The following is a 20,828-nucleotide window of genomic DNA, read 5'->3' as shown; positions in this document are numbered from 1 at the left end:
AAAGACCCACTAAAATCAAAACACGTTGGAAGGCTTTTTACTTTTTGATGTTAAGGGTTGTAATGATTGCTTCCATCACTTTTTCTCCATCCATAGCGGCAGAGGCAATACCGCCGGCATATCCGGCACCTTCTCCGCAAGGATAGAGGTTTTTGATCTGGGGATGCGCCAGCGTATCTTCACGCCTGGGTATGCGGACGGGTGACGATGTGCGGCTTTCCACTCCCACTATCTGGGCTGCATTGGTCAGGTATCCTTTCATTTTCTTTCCGAAAGCCTTAAAGCCTTCTTTTAGTCTGCTAGAGATAAATTCAGGCAAGACTTCCTCCATAGATACGGAAGTGAGCCCGGGCTGGTAGGAGGTTTCTAAAAGCTGACTTGAGGCTTTTCCATCTACAAAGTCAACCAGTCGCTGGGCGGGAGCCTGTTGTGTTTGGCCACCCAGTTCCCAGGCTTTTCGTTCCACCATAGCCTGAAACTCCATGGCAGCCAGATCACCATACTTGCTAAATGCTTTTAAGTCTTCATTTTCTACAGCCACTACAATGCCCGAGTTGGCAAATCGGCTATCCCGCCTTGACGGGCTCATTCCATTCACCACCACTTCACCCGGGTTAGTAGCTGCAGGTACGATGAAGCCACCCGGACACATACAGAAGGAGAAAACGCCTCGCTCTTTTTTCTGATAGTGTGTTTGGGCTACCAGGCCGTATGAGGAAGCTGGCAAATAGGGCCCCCGGTCGTCACAGTGGTACTGGATCTGATCTATCAGCTGTTGTGGATGCTCTACCCGTACGCCCAGGGCAAATGGTTTTGATTCGATAAGAATTTTATGCCGGTCCAGGAGCCTGAAGATATCCCTGGCAGAATGGCCCGTGGCCAGTAAAGTGGCAATACCGGTAATTTTGGTGCCATCCTGAAGCAGTACACCCTGTATGTAATCCTCTTTTATGATAAAATCTACCACCCTGGCATTGAAAAGCATTTTCCCGCCGGCATCTTCAATGGTTTCGCGGAGTGCAGTAACGATTTTGGGCAGCTTGTTTGTCCCGATGTGGGGATGGGCCTCTGTGAGAATCTCTTCGGGAGCGCCATGGGCTACAAAGATCTCAAAAATGCGACGTACGCTTCCTCTTTTTTTAGAGCGGGTATACAGCTTACCGTCAGAATAGGTGCCAGCACCCCCTTCACCAAAGCAATAGTTGCTCTCCGGATTTACTATATGCTCTTTGTTAATAGCAGCCAGGTCTCTTCGTCGTGATTGCACGTCTTTTCCACGTTCCAGAATAATGGGTCTCAAGCCATTTTCTATAGCTTTTATGGCTGCAAACAACCCGGCAGGCCCCGCTCCTACGATAATTACCTCCGGAGCAGTGGAAACATCCCGTATTTTTTTATGGTATTCTACAAATATTGTTTTTATGGGTTTTTCATCAATCTGAATGCGTAAATTGACTTTAACCTGACGCTGGCGGGCATCTACGGATCGTCGAAGAATACCGAAAAATTCCCCTTCAGAGAGCTCTCCCTGCCGTTTTAGGTGAGTCTCAAGCTCTTGCTCATTAAACCCGATATGGGGAGGTACTACGATATTAAATTCGCGCATCCTGCAAAACTAATCCATTATTCACCCTCAAAATTTCTAATTTCGTCCTGATTTTGATCTTTTTTGACGAAAAAAAGCGTAGAATAACCATCGGCTTTTAATAACTTAACACTATGATTAATGACGTACAGAAGAAAAAAATAACTCATCTGTTTAATATTCTCGATGCTAACAAGAATGGTGTGTTGCAACCTGATGATTTCACCATTGTGGCAGACCGCATCAGTAACTTGCTTGGGTATGCGCAGGATTCCACTGCCAGGTTAGCGTTGGAAGTACGTTCTTTCAGACTTTTCATTCAGCTACTTACTGATATAGATAAAGAAGAGGCTTCCATCAATTACACTGAATGGTTGCATCTTTTTGATGAGGTTTTGTTCAAAAATGAGCGCCTCATGAAAAACTACATCCAGCGTACTGCTGCGTATGTGTTTACACTGTTTGACCAAAACGATGATCAGGTGGTTCAGGAAAACGAATTTCTGGACATGTTTAAGGTCTATAATATCCCTGAAGAGTACGTAAAAGTAGCTTTCAAAAAGCTGGATGACAATGGGGATGGTGTGCTACAGCGAGAAGAGATCCTTCATGGTTTCCACGACTTTTTTATGTCCACCGATCCTACTGCCAAAGGCAATTGGATTTTCGGAAAGTGGGATGATGTCACGATAGTGGTGTAGTTTTATACGCCTTCTGCTTCTACCTCTTTTACTTCCGGAACCATTTTTCTTAGCAGGTTTTCTATACCAGCCTTAAGCGTAATGGTCGATGATGGGCATCCGCTGCAGGCTCCTTTTAGTAAAAGTTTCACTTTGCCGTCCTTAAAAGAATCGAAGGAAATAGCACCACCATCCATTTCTACCGCAGGACGGATATATTCATCCAGTACACCTTTGATCTTAGCATCCAGGTCAGAATCAGATTCTTTGATTTTGTGATCCTCCTCTACTTCTGTTTCCGTCAGGATTTGCTTACCGGATTCCAAAAATGATTTGATATGATTCTGGATCTCTCCTTTTACCTCATACCAATCAGTCTGCTCATCCTTGGTTACTGTGATAAAGTTACTCATGTAAAACACGCGTTTCACATAAGGATATGCAAACAGCTCAGCAGCCAGTGGAGCTTCTTTGGTGGATTCTTTACTGTCAAAATCCCTGCTTACTCCTTCCGGAAGCAGCATCAGGTTTGCTACAAACTTCAGCGAGTTAGGGTTAGGGTTTGACTCTGTATAAATATTTATTACTGGTTTCTCTGTCGTTTCCATAAGTGAAAGTTTTGGTTCTTATGTAAATGCAAAAGTGGCGCAATAGTTCAATAAAACCTGAGAAATATTGCTTATTCTGCTGGAGGGTTCAGTTCGCCTTCTGTGCTGGCAATCAAAGTAGCCACTGTGGCATCACCTGTTACATTGACCACAGTTCTGCACATATCCAGTATCCTGTCTACCGGGAAGATGATGGCGATCCATGCCGGATTAAGGCCTACTGATTGGAGGACAATGATCATCATGACTAAGCCTGCGCTGGGTACTGCTGCCGAACCAATAGAGGCAAGTGTGGCTGTAAGCACAATGGTAAGCTGCTGTCCCAGGGTGAGATCCACAAGGTGCATTTGTGCCATAAATACCACAGCTACTGCCTGGTAAAGACTGGTTCCGTCCATATTCACTGTAGCGCCAATCGGTAGCACAAAGCTTGCTACATTTTTGGAGACACCTATATTTTCTTCAACACACTCCATAGTCACAGGGAGTGTAGCAGCGCTGGAGCTTGTAGAAAACGCCAGAAACTGAGCCGGCGAAATGTTTCTGAGAAACCTCCGGTAGTTAAGTTTTTTGATAAAAACAGAAATTATAAGGGGGTAAAAGACAAAGACCATAAATGCCAGGCCGATCACAAGTGTGACTGAATATGACCCCAGCCCCTTGAAAATTTCAAATACCTCTGCTGGCGTATCGGCCATCTTGGCAATGACACCCGCTAACAGAGCGAATACGAAAAAGGGCGCTGCTTTCATCACCAGCTCCACCATTTTCAGGAATACTTCGTTGACGCTATTCACAAAATCAATGACTGGCCGGGCCTTTTCGGTGGGGATCAACACCAGGGTGATTCCAAAAAAGATGGCGAAGAAAATTACCTGAAGCATTAGCTTGTTGTTGGAGATACTTTCCAGGATATTTTCCGGAACCATATCCACTAAAAACTGAAGCGGAGGTGCGTCTTTGGTTTTCTCCGCACTCTTCATTTTTTCTTCTACTTCGTCACGTTCGGCCTGGTAGTTCGGGTTGTTTGTCACTTCCTGCACTACGTCGGCATATTCCGGATCGTTCAGAAAGTCCTTCTTGTCTTTCGGCTTCACTCCCTGAGTCTGGTCTACCCATAGCTCATAAGAGATCCTGTTTTTAACCCGCTGATCCTCATCAATGTATTTGCCGGGCTTTATGGTGTTTACTAATAATAAGCCAACGGATACTGCTGCTACTGTTGTAATCAGGTAAATTGAAAGGGTTTTGAGCCCCATTCTTCCAAGCTTGGTAATATCGCTCAATCCTGAGATGCCGCTGATGATGGAAAAAAGGACCAACGGCACGGCGATGAATTTTAAGAGACGAATAAATATTGTTCCGAAGGGGTCAATCCAATTGATGGTGAATTCATTCCACCCCAGTGAGCTGGAGATGAATGCCCATACAATTCCTAAAGCAAGACCAATGATAATTTTGACGTGGAGGGGTAAGTTTTTCATGCAGTCTGGTTTTACTTTAATCCCGCAATTTATTGGTTCTGGCGATCAATAGGAAATCGGCTATTACGAGTGCTGCCATAGCTTCTACAATTGGTACTGCCCTGGGAACCACGCACGGATCATGACGACCTTTTCCCGAGACTATTACCTCATTCCCCTCCTTATCGATGCTGGTCTGATCCTGCATGAGGGTAGCGACAGGTTTGAAAGCAACATTGAAATAAATGTCCTCTCCATTGGAGATACCACCCTGAATTCCTCCGCTGTAATTGGTTTTTGTGCGAATGCGGTCTCCCTCTGTGTAAAATTCGTCGTTATGTTGAGAACCCCGCAGCTTTACACCTTCAAACCCACTGCCGTACTCAAATCCTTTAACTGCATTGATGCTGAGCATCGCTTTGCCCAGTTCCGCATGCAGTTTATCAAAGGCAGGCTCACCCAAACCAACCGGCGTGCCTTTGATCACTCCGGTGACGACCCCACCTACTGTATCCTTGCTTTTTCTGACCTCATCTATGTAATCAAACATCTTCTGAGCCATTTCAGGGTCCGGGCACCTCACTGCGTTTTCTTCAGTCTTGGCCAGGTCCAGCCCGGTATAGTGTTGGTCCAGTTTCAGATCTCCCACCTGGCTAACGTATGCCTGGAAAGACACCCCAAATTCTTTGAGCATCAGCTTCGCGACAGCTCCTGCCGCAACACGGGCAGCAGTTTCACGGGCAGAGCTTCTTCCGCCACCGCGGTAGTCGCGGATTCCGTATTTTTTTTCATAAGTGTAGTCAGCATGGCTGGGCCGAAATTTGTCCGCAATGTGGCCGTAGTCTTTACTTTTCTGATCTTTATTCCGGATAACCAGAGCTATGGGGGTACCGGTGGTTTTTCCATCAAATATCCCTGACAATATTTCTACTTCATCTTCCTCTTTTCTCTGTGTGGTGATTTTGGATTGCCCCGGCTTCCGTCTGGAGAGCTCTCTCTGAATAAAGTCCGTATCAATGTCCACCCCAGCCGGACAACCATTTATTGTTACTCCAATGGCCGGGCCATGTGATTCACCAAAAGTGGTAATACTGAAAATTTTCCCGAAAATGTTCCCCATGAGCGCCTACTTGCGGATTAAAACGAAAAGTGAGAGCGCTAACATAGCTAAAATAAAAATGTTGACAAAGATCTTTATCCAGGAGGTCTCGTTTAATGCCTGCAACTTGTTGTCTTTAAATTCTATTCCATCGTAGAATGACCCCAGATCATTGGACAGTATATATTCATTTTTTCTACTCTCACCACTTACTGTAAGAACTTGCTGTGATTTCAGGGTATCATAAGTTTCTTTTTCGGGGTTGAAAAATATCCACTGAAAATAGTCGCCCAGAGCGTAAGAACCAGGCTCATTTGGGATGCCATAATAATTGAAAGTTTTTGTGCCTTTCACCGTTCCATTTGAGCGGGTGATGTTCTGCTTTATATTTGGTGCGTAGAAGTCAAAGTTGTCTGTGGCGGGAAGAGCGGGAGCTTCTAGAGCGCTTATATTCCCTTCTCCCAGAATGTTAAAAGTATAGCTGAAGCTTTCACCTGTTTTTAAATCCAGACTATTGATTTTTTCAGCGAGCCGGTAATCCCCTACAGCTACCTTTTCCTTAAGGGGATGTGGGGGCAGCTCATTTACAACCACCTTTTTAGGTTTTGAATAGAAGGTCTCAAAATCTTCCTGTCGGTTTCTTCCAAAAAAGGAGGGGTTTTTGGCTACCTTATATTTGATCAGTTTCAGTCCAACCGAAGGGAAGTTGATGTCATCCACATTCAGTGGGTAGTATGTAGCCTGATATATTTTGTATTGGGTGTATCCGCGGTTGTTTACGGTTACAGGCTCTCCATTGATATTGTCAATAGAAAAATTTTCTTCCCAGCAGCTAGTTGGCTTTATTTCCTTTACGATCTCGGTGATCTGTTTACCCAAATCATAAAAGCGCATATCGGCCCTGTTGGATTCCGCCACATAAAAAGCCAGTGTGGTTGTAAAACCTTCTCCAACATAAACCCTGGACTTATCCGTAGTGAGGGCAAGGAATGCATCAGCTTCCACATCGATAAATTCCATAGGTTCGCTTTCGCGCTTGTCAAAAAAGTTTTGAAAAGGGTCATTGGATCTTCTTCGTTGCTGTACTGCCTCGCCTACTTTTACGGTAGTCCTTTCAGCACGCACTTCTTCACCATTTACAGTCATCGTGAATGAAGGTACTGTATAAGTTCCCTGATTTGTGGCCTGATAGTTTTGAGTGATACTCTGTGATGAGGTCATCCGGCCATTAACAAAACTGGTGGACGTAGACGAAGAGGTACCACGCTTTACAAAACCATCGATCTCAGGAAAGGGACTGTAATTTTTCAGTCGCTCATTTTCAATAGTGAGTGTGACCGTAAAGTATTGATTTATACCGATTTCTGTAGAGCCGTACTCGATAGACGCTTCCTGCCCTTTAACCTGAAAGGCAAAAATCATCATCAGGAGACAACCAAACAGAATTTTGCTCGTTTTTATCATATGGTTGCTTGAAATCGTTTGCAATTTATGGTAGATAAATTTCATTCAAAGCTATAAATTGTTTAACTTTTAAGTAACGATGTTTTCAATGGAAAACGTCACTTTTACATCATTAGTTAACCTCTTTAACAAATTTTCAGAAATATGTTAGAGTATTTCAAAACTATCCTTTCAAAAGTGAGTTTTGACCGGTGGCTCTTTGAGAAAGAGCTTAGAAAAGCGATCCAATCATTGATCCCGGAAGAAATAAAAACTTTGAGGGATTGGTGCTACGATCAATTTGGTCAAATCTATGAGTCAATTCTTAATACGTGCTTTTCTAAAGCGCTGGCATAAACGACAAAAGCCCTTCTGAATTTCGGAAGGGCTTTTGTAATTAACAGGGTATTTTAAATCAATTTTCCTTCTTTTTTTAAAGAAGCTCATTTGCGAGGTTAGCCAGCTCTGATCGTTCTCCTTTTTCCAATGTGATGTGTGCATACATGGGGTGGTCCTGGATCCGGTCTATCAGGTAGGATAACCCGTTACTTTGTGAGTCCAGGTAAGGGGTATCAATCTGGTAAATGTCGCCGGTAAAGATAATTTTACAGTTTTCCCCGGCACGGGTAATGATGGTTTTGATCTCATGGGGAGTAAGGTTTTGAGCTTCATCCACGATAAAGAAAATATTGGACAGGCTCCTTCCCCTGATGTATGCCAGCGGAGTGATCATTAGTTTTTCCTGATTGACCATTTCGGTTATGTGCTTAAACTCTTTATCACTTTCCTTGAACTGATTCTGGATAAATTTCAGGTTGTCCCAGAGCGGTTCCATGTAAGGGTTAAGCTTGGATTTGATATCTCCTGGTAAATACCCGATATCCTTATTACTCAGTGGTACAATGGGTCGCGCCAGATAGATCTGCTTAAAGTTGCGGCGCTGCTCAAGGGCCGAGGCAAGTGCAAGGAGTGTTTTTCCGGTTCCTGCCACGCCATTGATGCTGACCAGTTTGATTTCGGGGTTCATCATGGCATGGATGGCAAAAGTTTGCTCTGCATTTCTTGGCTTTATGCCATAAACGGGCACCTTATCCACCTTGTCAATGGCCTTCTCAATAGGGTTGTAGTAAGATAAAACAGAGTTTTTCTCACTTTTTAAAATATAATAGGCATTAGAAATGGGTTTCTTCCGCTTTAGTATATTTTTCTTATCAATGCTCCCTTTTTGAAACAGGGTGTCAATATCTTCTGAAGAAATATCTTCGAGCTCCTGTTTACCCGTATGAAGTGTGTTTACGTTTTTGATCTTGCCGGTTTCATAATCTTCTGCAGGCAGGTCCAGTGATTTGGCTTTTAGCCTCAGGTTGATGTCTTTGCTGACCAGGATGACTTTACACTTCTTCTCACTTTTCTTCAACGCAAGGGCTGCGTTGAGTATACTATGATCATTTTTGCGCTCACCAAAGATCTTGTGGGCGTCAAGCTCGCTCTCCGTTTCCATGAGTACCTTAAATTTCCCTTTGGTCTTGCCATTGAGAGGTATCCAGTCCTGGAGCATATGGCCTTCTGCCAGCTTGTCCAGCAAACGGGTAAATTCCCGTGCTTCAAAGTTTTTGGTGTCATTACCTTTCTTGAAAGTGTCGAGCTCTTCCAGTACGGTGATAGGAATGCCTACATCGTGTTCGGCGAAATTTAGAATGGAGTCATGTGAATAAAGAATAACAGAAGTATCAAGAACAAAAATCTTCTTTTCTTTAGTGGATTTGGCCATATCAAATAACGAATTGCGAGTGATAAAATGTGGCTTCTGTAAATTAAGAACTTGGAGAAAATAACTCCTATGAAACTCCGATTATTTATCTAAAAATATTACTCAACAGCACAATACCAATCCTCCTTCTCGCGAGGGATGATCTTCAGGGCATTAGCTAAAACCATCCGGATCATCGTAGTGGAGGCTGCTTTATAGTCCAGTCCGCTCAGTTCCCGAAATTCATTGACAGTTACCTTTTCATTGTCATGGAGGTAATTGAATAACAGCTTTTCTTTGGGGCCATACTGGAAATGCCGGTCTACATCCTGGTTGTTGAGCTTTAGTATTTTTCGTATTTCCGGGCTGGCCTGGATGGAGCGGTCATCCACTCTGACAAAGGCCTTGCCATATCTGTGGCGTTTTTTTTCAAATGCGAAATAGGGTTTTTTTTCTCCCGGAAAAATCTCGTAATGGAGAATGGCTCGCTTTTCATTTAGCGGGATCGTTTCTACAGTAAATTTTATCGCTGGTTTGCATAGCTCCTTAATTGCTTTCTGGAGCAGGTAGTCTTCCTCTTCTGCATATTTGAGGCCTACTATGGATTTATTGTCATTTACTCCTACGATTAAATGGCCTCCTTTAGAATTGGCAAAGGCTACAACTTCCCTGATCACTTTTTCGGGGTGATTGATTTTTCTTTTAAACTCGACCTGATCATTCTCCCCGCCAAAGACCAACTTTCTGATCTCGCGCAGTTCCATATTTCAAACTTAAACATCTAGTAGATTTCTTCATCATCCTCATCGTCAGGCCCGGGCATAGAAAACATACCGCTAAGCAGGTCCTTGAACTGCATGCCCCGCTCGAGGATGTGTTTGCTGAGCATGCTGTACTCGGCCAGTCCATACAAAGCAAACTCCATCAAAAATAATTTAAATTCTTTGGGTTGCTTACTATGGTGATCAAGAATTAACCCTTCCAGCCCCGGAACGCTCATTAGTTCTTTTTCGTATTCATTCAGGGAGTAATCGTAGATGAGATCTACCATGTTTCCTTCACCAAACCAGTCGGTGATTTGCTTGTACGGGTTTTTTCCTTCTTTGTTCTTTCGGATTTTTTCAGGATCCGGGAAATAATTGGTAAACTGGTTTCTGATGGCTTTTCCAACCAGGTTCTGAGCTACAATGGCCGGACCTTCCTGCTCTCCTTCATAAACCAGTTCTACCTTTCCTGTGATAGCGGGATGTATACCAGCAAAGTCTGCTATTCTGGCAAAAGTTTTTTTCTCTCCGTTGACGAGCAATCTTCTTTCAGCGGCACTGATGAGGTTTTCATACGCAGATATGGTTAACCGTGCAGAAACCCCACTCTTTGCATCCACATATTCACTTTCGCGTGCTTCAAAAGCTACCTGCTCGATCAGGTCTTTTATCAGGTCAAAGACTTCCACATTTTCCGATTGTACCTTTTCGAGGCGGGCTTCCTGCTGGGTGATCTTCTTGCCGATCTCGATGGTTTTAGGATAATGGGTGATGATCTGACTATCGATACGGTCTTTCAGAGGAGTGACTATACTCCCCCTGTTGGTGTAGTCTTCCGGGTTTGCTGTAAACACAAACTGAACATCCAGAGGCAGACGTAGCTTAAATCCCCTGATCTGTATGTCACCCTCCTGTAGGATATTGAACAAAGCCACCTGAATACGGGCTTGTAAATCAGGAAGCTCATTGATCACAAAAATACCTCTGTGGGATCTTGGGATGAGGCCGTAGTGAATAACGCGCTCATCAGAATAGGGAAGTTTTAGAGAAGCAGCCTTAATCGGGTCCACATCCCCGATAAGGTCAGCAATCGTCACATCCGGAGTAGCCAGCTTTTCGGTATACCGTTCGTCTCTGTGCAGCCAGCTAACGGGTGTGTCATCCCCATGTTCCCTGATAAGGTCTTTTCCCTGACGGGAAATTGGTTTAAATGGGTCATCATTCAGGTCTGTGCCTTTGATCACCGGAATTACCTCGTCAAGAAGGAGTGTCATCATCCTGGCAATTCGTGTTTTCGCCTGACCTCTCAGCCCTAAAAAATTGATGTTGTGTTTTGCCAGGATGGCCCTTTCGATATCCGGGATAACCGTATCTTCATAACCCCAGATGCCTTCAAAAACATTTTCCTTTTTCCTTAGCTTCTCAATAAGATTTTTTCTCAGCTCTTCTTTGATCGTTATTGGCTGGTAGTTTGTATTCTTAAGCTCTCCAAGCGTTTTTATCCTGTGTTTCTTTTCGCTTGATAGTTCTGAATAATTCATCCTTTTCTTTTAAAGGTTTTTCCTTCTGTTTCGTTTGTAGTCTTCAAAGACCAGATTGCCTAGTCCCTTAAGGCTGCTATAATAGGCATTGCCATTATTTACCTGGGTAAATTCTCTGACAAATTGCTGCAAATAGGGATCTGATGCAATCATAAAAGTAGTGATAGGTATATTGATCCTTCTGCACTGTGCAGCCAGGTTTAAGGTTTTATTCAAAATTTTCGGGTCCAGACCAAAGCTGTTTTTATAGTATTTGATGCCATGCTTAAGGCAGGTAGGTTTACCATCGGTGATCATAAAGATCTGCTTGTTTTTGTTTTTTCTTCTCCTCAGCAGGTCCATCGCCAGCTCCAGACCTGCTACGGTATTCGTATGGTACGGGCCCACGTTCAGATAGGGCAGATCCCTGATCTCGATTTGCCAGGCATCATTTCCAAAAACGATAATATCAAGTGTATCCCTGGGATATTTTTTAGTAATAAGCTCGGCCAGGGCCATAGCTACCTTTTTGGCCGGGGTGATCCGGTCCTCACCGTACAAGATCATCGAGTGGCTGATATCGATCATCAGTACGGTGGAGGTCTGTGTTTTAAACTCCCGCTCCCGAATCTCCAGATCATTTTCAGTAAGCATAAAATTGCCAAAGCCATGATTGATCTGGGCATTTTTAATGCTCTCGGTTAACTCGATTTGCTCAGGGGCATCTCCAAACTGGTATTCGCGGTAATCGGTACCCACCTCATCACCTTGTCCGGGCTGATTGGTTTTGTGGTTTCCCTTTCCGGATTTTTTCAGCTTACCAAAGATCTCTTCAAGGGCGCTTTTGCGGATGTTTTGTTCGCTTTTAGCCGTGAGCTTAAATTCTCCCTTTACATTATCCTCGGTGATATATCCTTTGGATTTCAGTTCGTCAATAAAGTCCCCTACTCCATAGTCCGGGTTGGTCAGGTTGTATTGGTTGTCCAGGTTGGTCAGCCAGCTCAGAGCCTCACTCACATCGCCCGAGGTGATGACCATCAGCTGAAGGAAAATTTCGAGCAGGTTATCAAATGTTGACTGCTCTTTGCTCTTTTCAGGAATGAATTCGGTAAATCGATTTCCGATCATACAGACAGGTATTTGAAAATACTTAACTAAATATAAGTCAGAATGATTTCCGAAAAAGAAGATAAGTTTCAATAATCACTTTTCGTCATGGTATTGACTGGGCTACAATAAAATCGTACATTTATAGGCACAAGCCTATGATTTTACTATGCCCGGAAGAAAACCCATTTTTGCATCCTTAGTTACAGATATCTACAGGTTCTTACGAGATGCTCTCTTTAAGGCCACATTAGAACCTGCATCTCCTGCTAAAAGAAGAGCGAAACGGATGAAGAGACGCAAGGACTCAAAACAAAAAAAGGAAGACTAGCTTCCCTTTTTGTTTACTAAATATTGGTTCTATTTCTTAGGCATGGTGCCAAATATGACATCCCAGAATGGAGAGGAGACTCCAAAGGCATTATGGGGGTCTTTATAATGGTGTATACCATGGTGTACCCAAAGAACCTTGAAGAAGTTTTTTGGTGGTTTAAACGCATGAACCATATAGTGAACCCACAGGTATGATGCATACCCGATTAGGAAACCGGGTAAAAATGCATAGACAAGGTTACCCATCATTAACCAGAACAAGCCAAAAAACAACGCGCTGAGCAAGAGGCTTAGTGGAGGAGGCATAGCCAGCCGGTCTTTATCTTTAGGGTAGTCGTGGTGAACTCCATGCACAGTATAAGCAAATTTTTCCTGACGTTCATTTTTGGGCTGAAGGTGGAATACAAATCGATGCATGATGTATTCTATCAGCGTAAACGACAATAGTCCGCCAATGAAAAGAAGTGGCGCATTGATTGCATTAATGTACCCTTGCTGTAGTCCATAGATCATCAATCCCGATGATATCAGAGAAAAGATAATCAATGGGATAGAAATATGGGTTCTGGTGAGTTTCTCAAGAATCGGGTTCTTAAAGAGTGTCTTGCTTCCCTTAATATGAGGTTTATTTTTAAGCTCCATGACTGATCAATAGATCTTGGTTTTAACGCTGCAAATTTAAATGTAAAATGTGAGAACTAGGTAATGTCTACGCAACAGTAGTTACGTTGTTTTTAGTTTTCTCAAGTATTTTTTGGTAAAGTTTCTCATAAAGTGGGAGAATGTTGCTTACATCAAAATCTTTTGCTCTTTCCAGGGCTCCCTTTTTGAATCTGGCTAAATTGTTGTCATCCAGGATATGAATAGCTTTTTCTGCCATCGTTTTTGTGTCCCCAACGTTACAGACAAAGCCAGAAGTTCCATCCAGGTTTAATTCAGGCAGACCACCGGCATTTGTGGAAATGACCGGCACTTCACAAGCCATGGCCTCAAGTGCCGCCAGCCCAAAGCTCTCTTTTTCTGAAGTCATAAGGAACAGGTCACTTACTGAAAGTACTTCCTCTACAGCCTCCAGCTTACCAAGGAATCTTACATCATCGATATTGCAGAGATTTCTGCAGAGTTCTTCAATTCTCGATCGTTCGGGGCCATCTCCAACCATGAGTAATTTGGAAGGCACTACCATGCGTATACGGTTGAATATTTCAACAACGTCTTCTACTCTTTTTACCTTACGGAAATTGGAGGTGTGAACGATTAGCTTTTCGTTATTTGGGCAGATTGCTTTTTTGAAGTGGTCCTTTTTTTGTTTTTTGAAACGATCCAGGTCAATAAAGTTGGGGATCACTTCGATATGTTGAGTGATGTTGAAATGATCAAGCGTATCTTTTCTCAAGTCCCGGGACACAGCAGTTACTCCATCGGATTGGTTGATAGAGAAAGTAACTACAGGCTCATAGGTGACATCTTTTCCTACCAGGGTGATGTCCGTGCCGTGCAGGGTGGTAATGAATGGAATAGTGATTCCTTTGGTCTGGAGGATCTGACGAGCCATATAAGCTGCAGAGGCGTGAGGGATCGCATAGTGAACATGAAGGATATCGATCTTCTCGTGCTCTACTACATCCACCATCTTGCTGGCAAGGGCCAGCTCATACGGAGGGTATTCAAATAACGGATAGGATTTCACCGAAACTTCATGGTAGTAAAGGTTTTCACTGAAAAAGTCCAGCCGCGTAGGCTGCGAGTAGGTAATGAAATGAATTTCATGGCCTTCTTTAGCCAGGGCTTTGCCGAGCTCAGTGGCTACCACGCCACTCCCTCCGTAAGTGGGATAACAAACTATTCCTATCTTCATAATTGAATGCAAAGGTAACCCCGGATGATTAGTCTTTGTTTTTAATTAAGCCATTTTGCGAGAATTGCCTCGTACACGACATCCTGAATTCTTGTACGTATGTTTCTTCGATTAAGTTGATAGTTATTGGCATTTGGGTAAATGCGATTGGAAAGAAAAACGAAAATGAGGTCGAACGCAGGGTCTACCCAGACGACCGTGCCTGTAAAGCCCGTATGTCCAAAGCTGATATCAGAGGCGTACCGGGAGGTATTACCTATTCTTGTGTCCTTTTTGTCCCAGCCCAGGGCACGTCTGTTTTGTGGGAAATATTGGTGATTGAAATAGTCTACTGTTTCCTGCTTAAGGAACCTGATACCCCCATATTTGCCTTCCTGAAGCATGGTCTGCAGAATGATGAGCAGGTCATGCGCATTGGAAAAAAGACCCGCATGACCGGAAACGCCACCGAAAACTGCTGCATTGCGGTCATGGACCTCTCCCCAGACAAGCTCGTCTCTGAAGTAATAGTCATATTCGGTAGGTGCGATTTCAAACAGTTCGAAACCTTTGTCTTTGGGATTGAAAGTGAGATGTTCGAGCTGCATCTTTTTATAAAACTCATCTTCCAGGTAGTTGTCCAACGGCTTACCGGCAACTCGTTCTACTACCTGGTGTAGTATCATGAAACCTATATCACTGTAATTGTAAAAAGGGTCACGGTCATTATTGATCAGGGGTGAGCCAATGATCCAGTTGCGGAGTGAGTCTAAAAGGATGGGATCAGGTTTCAGACCATAACTTCTATTGTCTGCCTGTGCATCTTCTTCAGACTCGTAATAAAAAGTTTCCAGCCTTTCACTGTTAAGGGCCTTTTTCCAGAAGGGCACATAAGATTTTAAGCCTGAATTGTGAGCAAGAATAGACCGGATTGTCAGGTTTGTTTTATTGGATACGGAGTATTCCCCCAGGTATGTACCCAGTGTTTTGTCCAGGTCTATTTGACCTTCTTCATAAAGCTTCATGATTGCCAAAAGTGTGGCAGTGACTTTGGTAACAGAGGCCAGGTCATACAGTGTCTGGCGATCCACAGGCAGCAAACTATCATATGTGAGGTAACCGTAAGCCTCATCAAAGATTATAGCCCCATCCAGGGCAATGGCCAGCTGGCAGCCTGGAGTACTTCCACTTTGAATGGCTTCAGCTACAATGCTTTCGATTTTTTCTCTGGCCACCATGTCAAGTCCCGTCATTTCAGGAGGTGCGTATCCCAAAATATCTCTGCCATCTATTTCATTGTTTTCAAAGGGAGCAAATGACTCATCCTCTATCGGAAGGCGACCTGAAGCACTGGTAGAGCCAAATATCTGCTGTGGCAGTGTGTAATCGTAAATTTCACTATACCGGGTATAGACCAGTGCAGCATCGATACGACTTAGCCATGGGGCAGAATGGTCTAATGAACCTACAAAAACCACGTTTCGGTGGTCAGAGATCAACTCCTCCGGCACATAAGAGCTATCATCTATAACAATGGTCGAGCGGCTTTGAGCTATATCCGGATAAGAAGTGATTACATAGGCATATTTTCGGATCATATTGGCCATAAGCCCATAAGGCTCATCTGTAATAAGGCAGATGGTATCTTCTGAAACGGGTAGCAAGCCTGCCTCCCTCTGCAGGGGGATTACTGATCCGCGGCTCAGCGCTACTGCCAGTTGATTGGGCAGGCGACGGACCTGGTGATCTTTATTTTCATTAAAATTATAAAGGGCATTTTTAACTTTGAGCTCATGGCTACTTACGCCAGATCGCTTTACATATTTCTTTAATCCTTTGTTAGCATGCTCCAGGTAGTCAGAGGATACGACCCAGTAATCCCTGGATGAGAAAATACGCTGCAGATCCTTTCTCCTTTTTGTTTCTTCAAACGAAAGTGCATTTTTTTTCTTAAAAAAGGAGGGGTCAAATGCCTCCATTTTGTCCAACACGTTTTGTTGTACTGTAGCTTTTTCAGAAACCTGGGGAAGGATTACATAATCTATTCCGTAGGCCTTGCAGTTGGATTTCAGAAAGTAAAAATAGGTACTAAGAATGTCCGCCTGTGTGACGGCTGCTAAAGTTATAAGGTCCGGCAGGCTTTCCATTTGCCGGGGCAGCGGGTTTATTTGCTCATCAAGCTGGACAGCTACAGCTACTCCATCAAACAGGGGTGGAGTCTCTAAAGGCTGATCAAAATACACACCCCCAAAATTATAAATATCATGAGTCAGCTCCTCTTCAACTGAGCTTTGGATCCAAACCAACTGACTTATACGGTCAATTTTGCTCAGGTGCTGGTAAATACTATCTACCTTGCTGTCCTTTAGAGCATATACACTCAAGGTTGTAAAGAAGGAACTAAATACGAAGAATATGTATTTAGAAAAACGCATTGTATCAAATTAACTTAACTTTGATCAAAGTAGTTAAAAAATTGTGCCAGAATTGAATAATATTCGTTGACTGGCCTGATTTTTCAGTTATAAATAGCTTATAATGAGATTTCCTTCAATAATAAAAGTCCCCAGAAACAGGCGTTTTCAGATGGAGCCTCGCTATTATGACCCGGTAAAGGAAGAAATAGCTGAAAGGACAGAGCGGATCAAGCGAGAGATGCAAGGAGAAGCATCAGATGAGCCTGAGGGAAAACGGATCAGTTTTGAGCGTAAGACCTCCAGTGTCCCGAATACATCGTTTCTTCAGTTGCTTATAGCGGCTATTTTGGGTGTTACCGCCATAGGGTGGCTATATTATGGTAATCAGATCTTTTATGCCTTGTGGGCAGTAGTACCTGTTTATTTGTATTTCCGGTTTAGAAAAAGAAACACGCGGAACAAATAGATGGAAGACGTCATACACTTATTGCCTGACAGCATTGCAAATCAGATTGCTGCCGGAGAGGTAGTCCAGCGTCCTGCTTCAGTGGTTAAAGAGCTTTTGGAAAACAGCATCGATGCAGAAGCTACTTCCATTACCCTGGTGGTGAAGGATGCCGGAAAGACCCTCATCCAGGTAATAGACAATGGTAAAGGTATGAGTGTGACTGATGCCCGCATGAGCTTTGAGCGACATGCTACCTCTAAAATCCAGACGGCGGAAGATTTATTTAAGATAAGAACCATGGGCTTCCGGGGGGAGGCTTTAGCGTCTATTGCTGCAGTGGCGCAGGTAGAGATGAAGACAAAAAGAGGAGCAGATGAGCTGGGGATACTGCTCCAGGTGGAGTCTTCTGAAGTGAAAAAACAAGAGCCTGCTGCTACGAAGGATGGTACGGTAATCGGTGTAAAAAACCTCTTTTATAATGTGCCGGCCAGGCGAAATTTTTTAAAGTCCAATCCGGTGGAGTTGAAGCATATTACCGATGAGTTTCAGCGGGTAGCCCTTTCTAACCCCCAGGTGGCTATGACCATGATCAACAATGACCTGGAGATGTTTCAGCTGGATGCCGGGAAGTTAAGCAAGCGAATCGTTCAGCTCTTTGGTAAGAACTATCAGCAGCAGCTGATCCCGTGCCAGGAAGAAACGCCCCATGTAAAGGTGACGGGCTATGTTGGTAAGCCGGAGTTTTCAAAAAAGACCCGTGGCGAACAGTTCTTTTTTGTGAACGGAAGATTTATCCGTAACAACTATCTGAATCACGCGGTGACGAATGCTTATGAAGGTCTTCTGAAAGAGGATTATTATCCGTTTTATGTGCTTTTCATAGGGATGGATCCGCTTCATGTGGATATCAATGTACATCCTACCAAGACGGAAGTTAAATTTGATGATGACCGGATGCTGTATGGTGTGATCCGGTCGGCTGTGAGGCAAGCCCTGGGTGCGCATAATGTAACTCCTTCACTGGATTTCGGTACCGATGTAAATTTTGAGCAATTTACCAGAACGGATTTTTCTGAGCGGAAAACGAACTCAAAACAGGACCGCCAGTACGAGCAGTTTAAAAACATTGGGACGGAGCGGGAAAAAGCCAAAAACTGGGAATCTTTATACGATTTTGCTAAACGGGAAGATATCATTTCGGATGAGGAGATGCAGAGAGAGGTAGCTGGTACGAGCCATGAAGAAGAGATGATAACGATCTCCAGTGCTATTAATGACACGGAGGAGGCGCCGATCGAGGAGGGTAAGACTTTGCGGCTTCACAGAAAATATTTGCTGAGACAAGTGAAGTCAGGCATGGCTGTAATAGACCAGCGGGCAGCCTATGAGCGGATCCTGTTTGAAAGGTACGAGCAAAACCTTTCTCATAAATCCGGCTCATCACAAGCATCATTGTTTCCTCAGCAGTTTTCATTAAACCCGTCAGACTATGCGCTCGTTATGGAGATAAAGCCGGAGATTCTCAGGCTGGGGTTTGATTTTGAGGAGATGGGCCAGCACATGATCGTTATCCAGGGTGTACCGGCAGAGCTGGCCAGTTGTAATGAAAAGGAGATCTTTGAAGAACTTTTAGAGCAATTTAAATTTAATAAAAAAGAACTGGGGCTGACCCATCAGGAAAACCTGTGTCGTTCACTGGCTAAACGAACAGCGGCAATAAAATGTAAAAACCTGGGTGATGAGGAGGCTGAACAACTGATAGATCAGCTGTTTGCCTGTAAGCAACCCAACTACACACCTGACGGAAATCCCACCTATAAATTAATTAGTTTAGAAAAAATAAAAAGCTGGTTTAGCTCATGATGCGACTTACCCCTATGGTAAAGAATATCCTGATCATTAATGTCGGGATTTTTTTGATTCAGGCCATTTTCTCATTACCACTTTCTCAGATAGGAGGGCTTAGAGTGATCTTTGCAGATTCCTTTGCTCCTTATCAGTTTGTGACCTACATGTGGATACATGGTGGTTTTGGGCATATATTAGGTAATATGTTTGCCGTTTTCATCTTTGGGCCTTTGCTGGAGCAAGTCTGGGGATCAAAGCGTTTCCTGACTTTCTACCTGATCTGTGGCATAGGCGCCGGAGTACTGTATGGAGCGGTGGACTACCTGGAAAAAAGAGATCTGAAAAGTGATACTGAGGCCTATCTGTCGGACCCTAACCCGGAGGATTTCAGGCTGTTTATTCTGGATCATAAGTCTCCGAGATACAACCTGGAGCGATTGGCGGAATTTTCAGAGGACTTCTATAAGCATCCTGATGACCCGGCTTATATTTCTCAGACCCGGGATGTAGTATCAAATACTTACTCTGACATTAGCAATATTCCGATGGTTGGAGCCTCAGGAGCTGTTTTCGGAATATTAATGGCGTTTGGTATGTTGTTCCCAAACACACAGCTCTTTCTGTTGTTTCCACCAATACCGATTAAGGCAAAATATCTGGTCCTTTTTTATGGTCTGTATGAACTTTATGCCGAATTTAGTCGTATGCCCGGAGACAATGTAGCTCACCTGGCCCACCTGGGAGGTATGCTGATCGCATTTATCCTTTTGAGGATATGGAAAAAAGACAATAGAAGGTTTTATTGAGCATGATGAATAACAGTTTTTTCAACGACTTTAAAAATGCCTGGGACAAGCCAAACAATGCCCCGGCTCAGCTGATCATCATCAATGTTGTGATCTTCATATTCATGGCAGTGCTGAATATGGTATCCTTCTTTGCCGGATCAGATGTTATTTTTAATGCTATTCATAATCAATTTACGATCCCCCCACTTTTTGAAGACTTTATAAGAAGGCCCTGGACCATCATTACCTATGCCTTTGCTCATAGCTTAAGAGATATTCTCCATATCCTTTTTAACATGCTGATCTTTTACTGGTTTTCGAGGTTAATTGTGGAGTTTCTCGGGAATAAAAAGGTGATCGCACTTTATGTGCTTGGAGCTTTGGCCGGTGCAGTTGCTTATCTGATTGTTTACAATTTTGTTCCGGTTTTCCACGAGACAGCCATGAAGGCGATGGCCACCAATCCAAATTTTGGGATGGTGGGAGCCTCAGCTGCTGTGTATGCAGTGGTAGTAGCTGCTGCAGTATTTATGCCTGATTATACATTCTTCCTTTTGTTTCTGGGCCCTGTCAAGATCAAATACATTGCGCTTTTTTATGTGGTGCTTTCGTTTCTGGGTTCTACCGGAGGTAATGCCGGAGGTAATATCGCTCACCTCGGTGGAGCCCTGATCGGCTGGGTCTATATCAGTCAGCTCAGAAAGGGCAATGACCTTGGGGGCTGGGTGATCTCTTTTATCTACTGGATAAGAAGTTTTTTTGTCGCTTCACCCAAGATCAAGGTCACCCACAGAGCGGAGAAAGCGAAGAAGAAGACCAAACGTCGAAGTGTGGATGTATCTTCATCAGACAATGATCATGATCAGGCAGAAATAGATGCCATCCTGGATAAGATCTCCCAGTCCGGTTACGACAGTCTGACCAAAGAGGAGAAGCAAAAACTCTTCAATGCCAGTAAGAAGTAGGGTTATATTCGATCGGTACCTGTTCCTGATATAATGATCACCGTTTCCCTGAACCTTGGAGTTACGGATTTTCGCCCGGATTAATCCAATTAATCGTGTTAATCACTATTCTGATCGAAAAATTTCATAATATAATCTTGGATTAGTACTACTTTTTTTAATTTACCTGATTC

The 20,828-nt window shown here is 43.6% G+C and carries 18 protein-coding genes; 6 read left to right on the top strand and 12 right to left on the bottom strand.

Translation table 11 applies throughout. The annotated features are described in order from the left end of the window. Positions 1 to 37: 37 nt before the first annotated feature. Positions 38 to 1,606: an NAD(P)/FAD-dependent oxidoreductase gene (locus tag AC3E9V_RS24670; RefSeq protein WP_488750838.1), complete on the bottom strand. Its 1,569-nt coding sequence runs from the start codon at positions 1,604 to 1,606 to the stop codon at positions 38 to 40. Positions 1,607 to 1,719: 113 nt separating this feature from the next. Between AC3E9V_RS24670 and AC3E9V_RS24665 the strand changes: the two genes are divergently transcribed. Beyond that, positions 1,720 to 2,286, top strand: coding sequence for an EF-hand domain-containing protein (locus AC3E9V_RS24665; RefSeq protein ID WP_488750837.1), 567 nt, complete (start codon positions 1,720 to 1,722; stop codon positions 2,284 to 2,286). 2 nt (positions 2,287 to 2,288) lie between these two features. Here AC3E9V_RS24665 and AC3E9V_RS24660 read toward each other — a convergent pair whose 3' ends face one another. The 4 genes from AC3E9V_RS24660 to AC3E9V_RS24645 form a co-directional block, all read right to left on the bottom strand. Continuing rightward, the gene (locus AC3E9V_RS24660) at positions 2,289 to 2,873 is read right to left on the bottom strand and encodes a NifU family protein (protein ID WP_488750836.1); all 585 of its coding nucleotides are present in this window, start codon (positions 2,871 to 2,873) and stop codon (positions 2,289 to 2,291) included. Between the two features lie 71 nt (positions 2,874 to 2,944). Beyond that, positions 2,945 to 4,357 carry a dicarboxylate/amino acid:cation symporter gene (locus AC3E9V_RS24655; RefSeq protein ID WP_488750835.1) on the bottom strand — a complete coding sequence of 471 codons (1,413 nt, stop codon included), beginning with the start codon at positions 4,355 to 4,357 and terminating at the stop codon, positions 2,945 to 2,947. A 16-nt stretch (positions 4,358 to 4,373) separates the two neighbouring features. Next, positions 4,374 to 5,456: a chorismate synthase gene (gene aroC, locus AC3E9V_RS24650; RefSeq protein ID WP_488750834.1), complete on the bottom strand. Its 1,083-nt coding sequence runs from the start codon at positions 5,454 to 5,456 to the stop codon at positions 4,374 to 4,376. Between the two features lie 6 nt (positions 5,457 to 5,462). Further along, positions 5,463 to 6,899, bottom strand: coding sequence for a BatD family protein (locus tag AC3E9V_RS24645; RefSeq protein ID WP_488750833.1), 1,437 nt, complete (start codon positions 6,897 to 6,899; stop codon positions 5,463 to 5,465). A 144-nt stretch (positions 6,900 to 7,043) separates the two neighbouring features. Here AC3E9V_RS24645 and AC3E9V_RS24640 point away from each other — a divergent pair, with 144 nt between their 5' ends. After that, a complete protein-coding gene (locus AC3E9V_RS24640; protein ID WP_488750832.1) occupies positions 7,044 to 7,235 on the top strand; it encodes a hypothetical protein in 192 nt (63 codons plus the stop codon). A 76-nt stretch (positions 7,236 to 7,311) separates the two neighbouring features. Here AC3E9V_RS24640 and AC3E9V_RS24635 read toward each other — a convergent pair whose 3' ends face one another. The 7 genes from AC3E9V_RS24635 to AC3E9V_RS24605 form a co-directional block, all read right to left on the bottom strand. Next, positions 7,312 to 8,649: a PhoH family protein gene (locus AC3E9V_RS24635; protein ID WP_488750831.1), complete on the bottom strand. Its 1,338-nt coding sequence runs from the start codon at positions 8,647 to 8,649 to the stop codon at positions 7,312 to 7,314. A gap of 98 nt (positions 8,650 to 8,747) precedes the next feature. Further along, entirely contained in the window at positions 8,748 to 9,392 is a 645-nt protein-coding gene (locus tag AC3E9V_RS24630) for an AlbA family DNA-binding domain-containing protein (protein WP_488750830.1), read from the bottom strand. Positions 9,393 to 9,409: 17 nt separating this feature from the next. Continuing rightward, positions 9,410 to 10,933, bottom strand: coding sequence for a sigma 54-interacting transcriptional regulator (locus tag AC3E9V_RS24625; protein WP_488750829.1), 1,524 nt, complete (start codon positions 10,931 to 10,933; stop codon positions 9,410 to 9,412). Positions 10,934 to 10,942: 9 nt separating this feature from the next. Beyond that, positions 10,943 to 12,040 carry a vWA domain-containing protein gene (locus tag AC3E9V_RS24620; protein WP_488750828.1) on the bottom strand — a complete coding sequence of 366 codons (1,098 nt, stop codon included), beginning with the start codon at positions 12,038 to 12,040 and terminating at the stop codon, positions 10,943 to 10,945. A 339-nt stretch (positions 12,041 to 12,379) separates the two neighbouring features. After that, the gene (locus AC3E9V_RS24615; RefSeq protein ID WP_488750827.1) at positions 12,380 to 12,994 is read right to left on the bottom strand and encodes a sterol desaturase family protein; all 615 of its coding nucleotides are present in this window, start codon (positions 12,992 to 12,994) and stop codon (positions 12,380 to 12,382) included. 67 nt (positions 12,995 to 13,061) lie between these two features. Then, a complete protein-coding gene (gene bshA, locus AC3E9V_RS24610) occupies positions 13,062 to 14,210 on the bottom strand; it encodes an N-acetyl-alpha-D-glucosaminyl L-malate synthase BshA (RefSeq protein ID WP_488750826.1) in 1,149 nt (382 codons plus the stop codon). Between the two features lie 41 nt (positions 14,211 to 14,251). Next, positions 14,252 to 16,624 (bottom strand): serine hydrolase domain-containing protein, encoded by a 2,373-nt coding sequence (locus AC3E9V_RS24605; RefSeq protein ID WP_488750825.1) that lies wholly within the window; start codon positions 16,622 to 16,624, stop codon positions 14,252 to 14,254. 103 nt (positions 16,625 to 16,727) lie between these two features. Here AC3E9V_RS24605 and AC3E9V_RS24600 point away from each other — a divergent pair, with 103 nt between their 5' ends. The 4 genes from AC3E9V_RS24600 to AC3E9V_RS24585 are packed head-to-tail and all read left to right on the top strand — an operon-like array spanning position 16,728 to position 20,655. Beyond that, positions 16,728 to 17,072, top strand: coding sequence for a hypothetical protein (locus tag AC3E9V_RS24600; RefSeq protein ID WP_488750824.1), 345 nt, complete (start codon positions 16,728 to 16,730; stop codon positions 17,070 to 17,072). Further along, a complete protein-coding gene (gene mutL / locus AC3E9V_RS24595) occupies positions 17,073 to 18,917 on the top strand; it encodes a DNA mismatch repair endonuclease MutL (protein WP_488750823.1) in 1,845 nt (614 codons plus the stop codon). It begins immediately after the preceding gene. After that, the gene (locus AC3E9V_RS24590) at positions 18,914 to 19,708 is read left to right on the top strand and encodes a rhomboid family intramembrane serine protease (RefSeq protein ID WP_488750822.1); all 795 of its coding nucleotides are present in this window, start codon (positions 18,914 to 18,916) and stop codon (positions 19,706 to 19,708) included. The genes mutL and AC3E9V_RS24590 overlap by 4 nt, the downstream gene beginning before the upstream one ends. A gap of 2 nt (positions 19,709 to 19,710) precedes the next feature. Further along, on the top strand, positions 19,711 to 20,655 hold the full coding sequence (locus AC3E9V_RS24585) for a rhomboid family intramembrane serine protease (protein ID WP_488750821.1): 945 nt from the start codon (positions 19,711 to 19,713) through the stop codon (positions 20,653 to 20,655). The last annotated feature ends 173 nt before the right edge of the window (positions 20,656 to 20,828 follow it).

The organism is Marinoscillum sp. HNIBRBA16962 (assembly GCF_057801515.1).
Note: the sequence above shows the minus strand (reverse complement) of the source record. Positions and strands in the feature narration are given on the sequence as shown.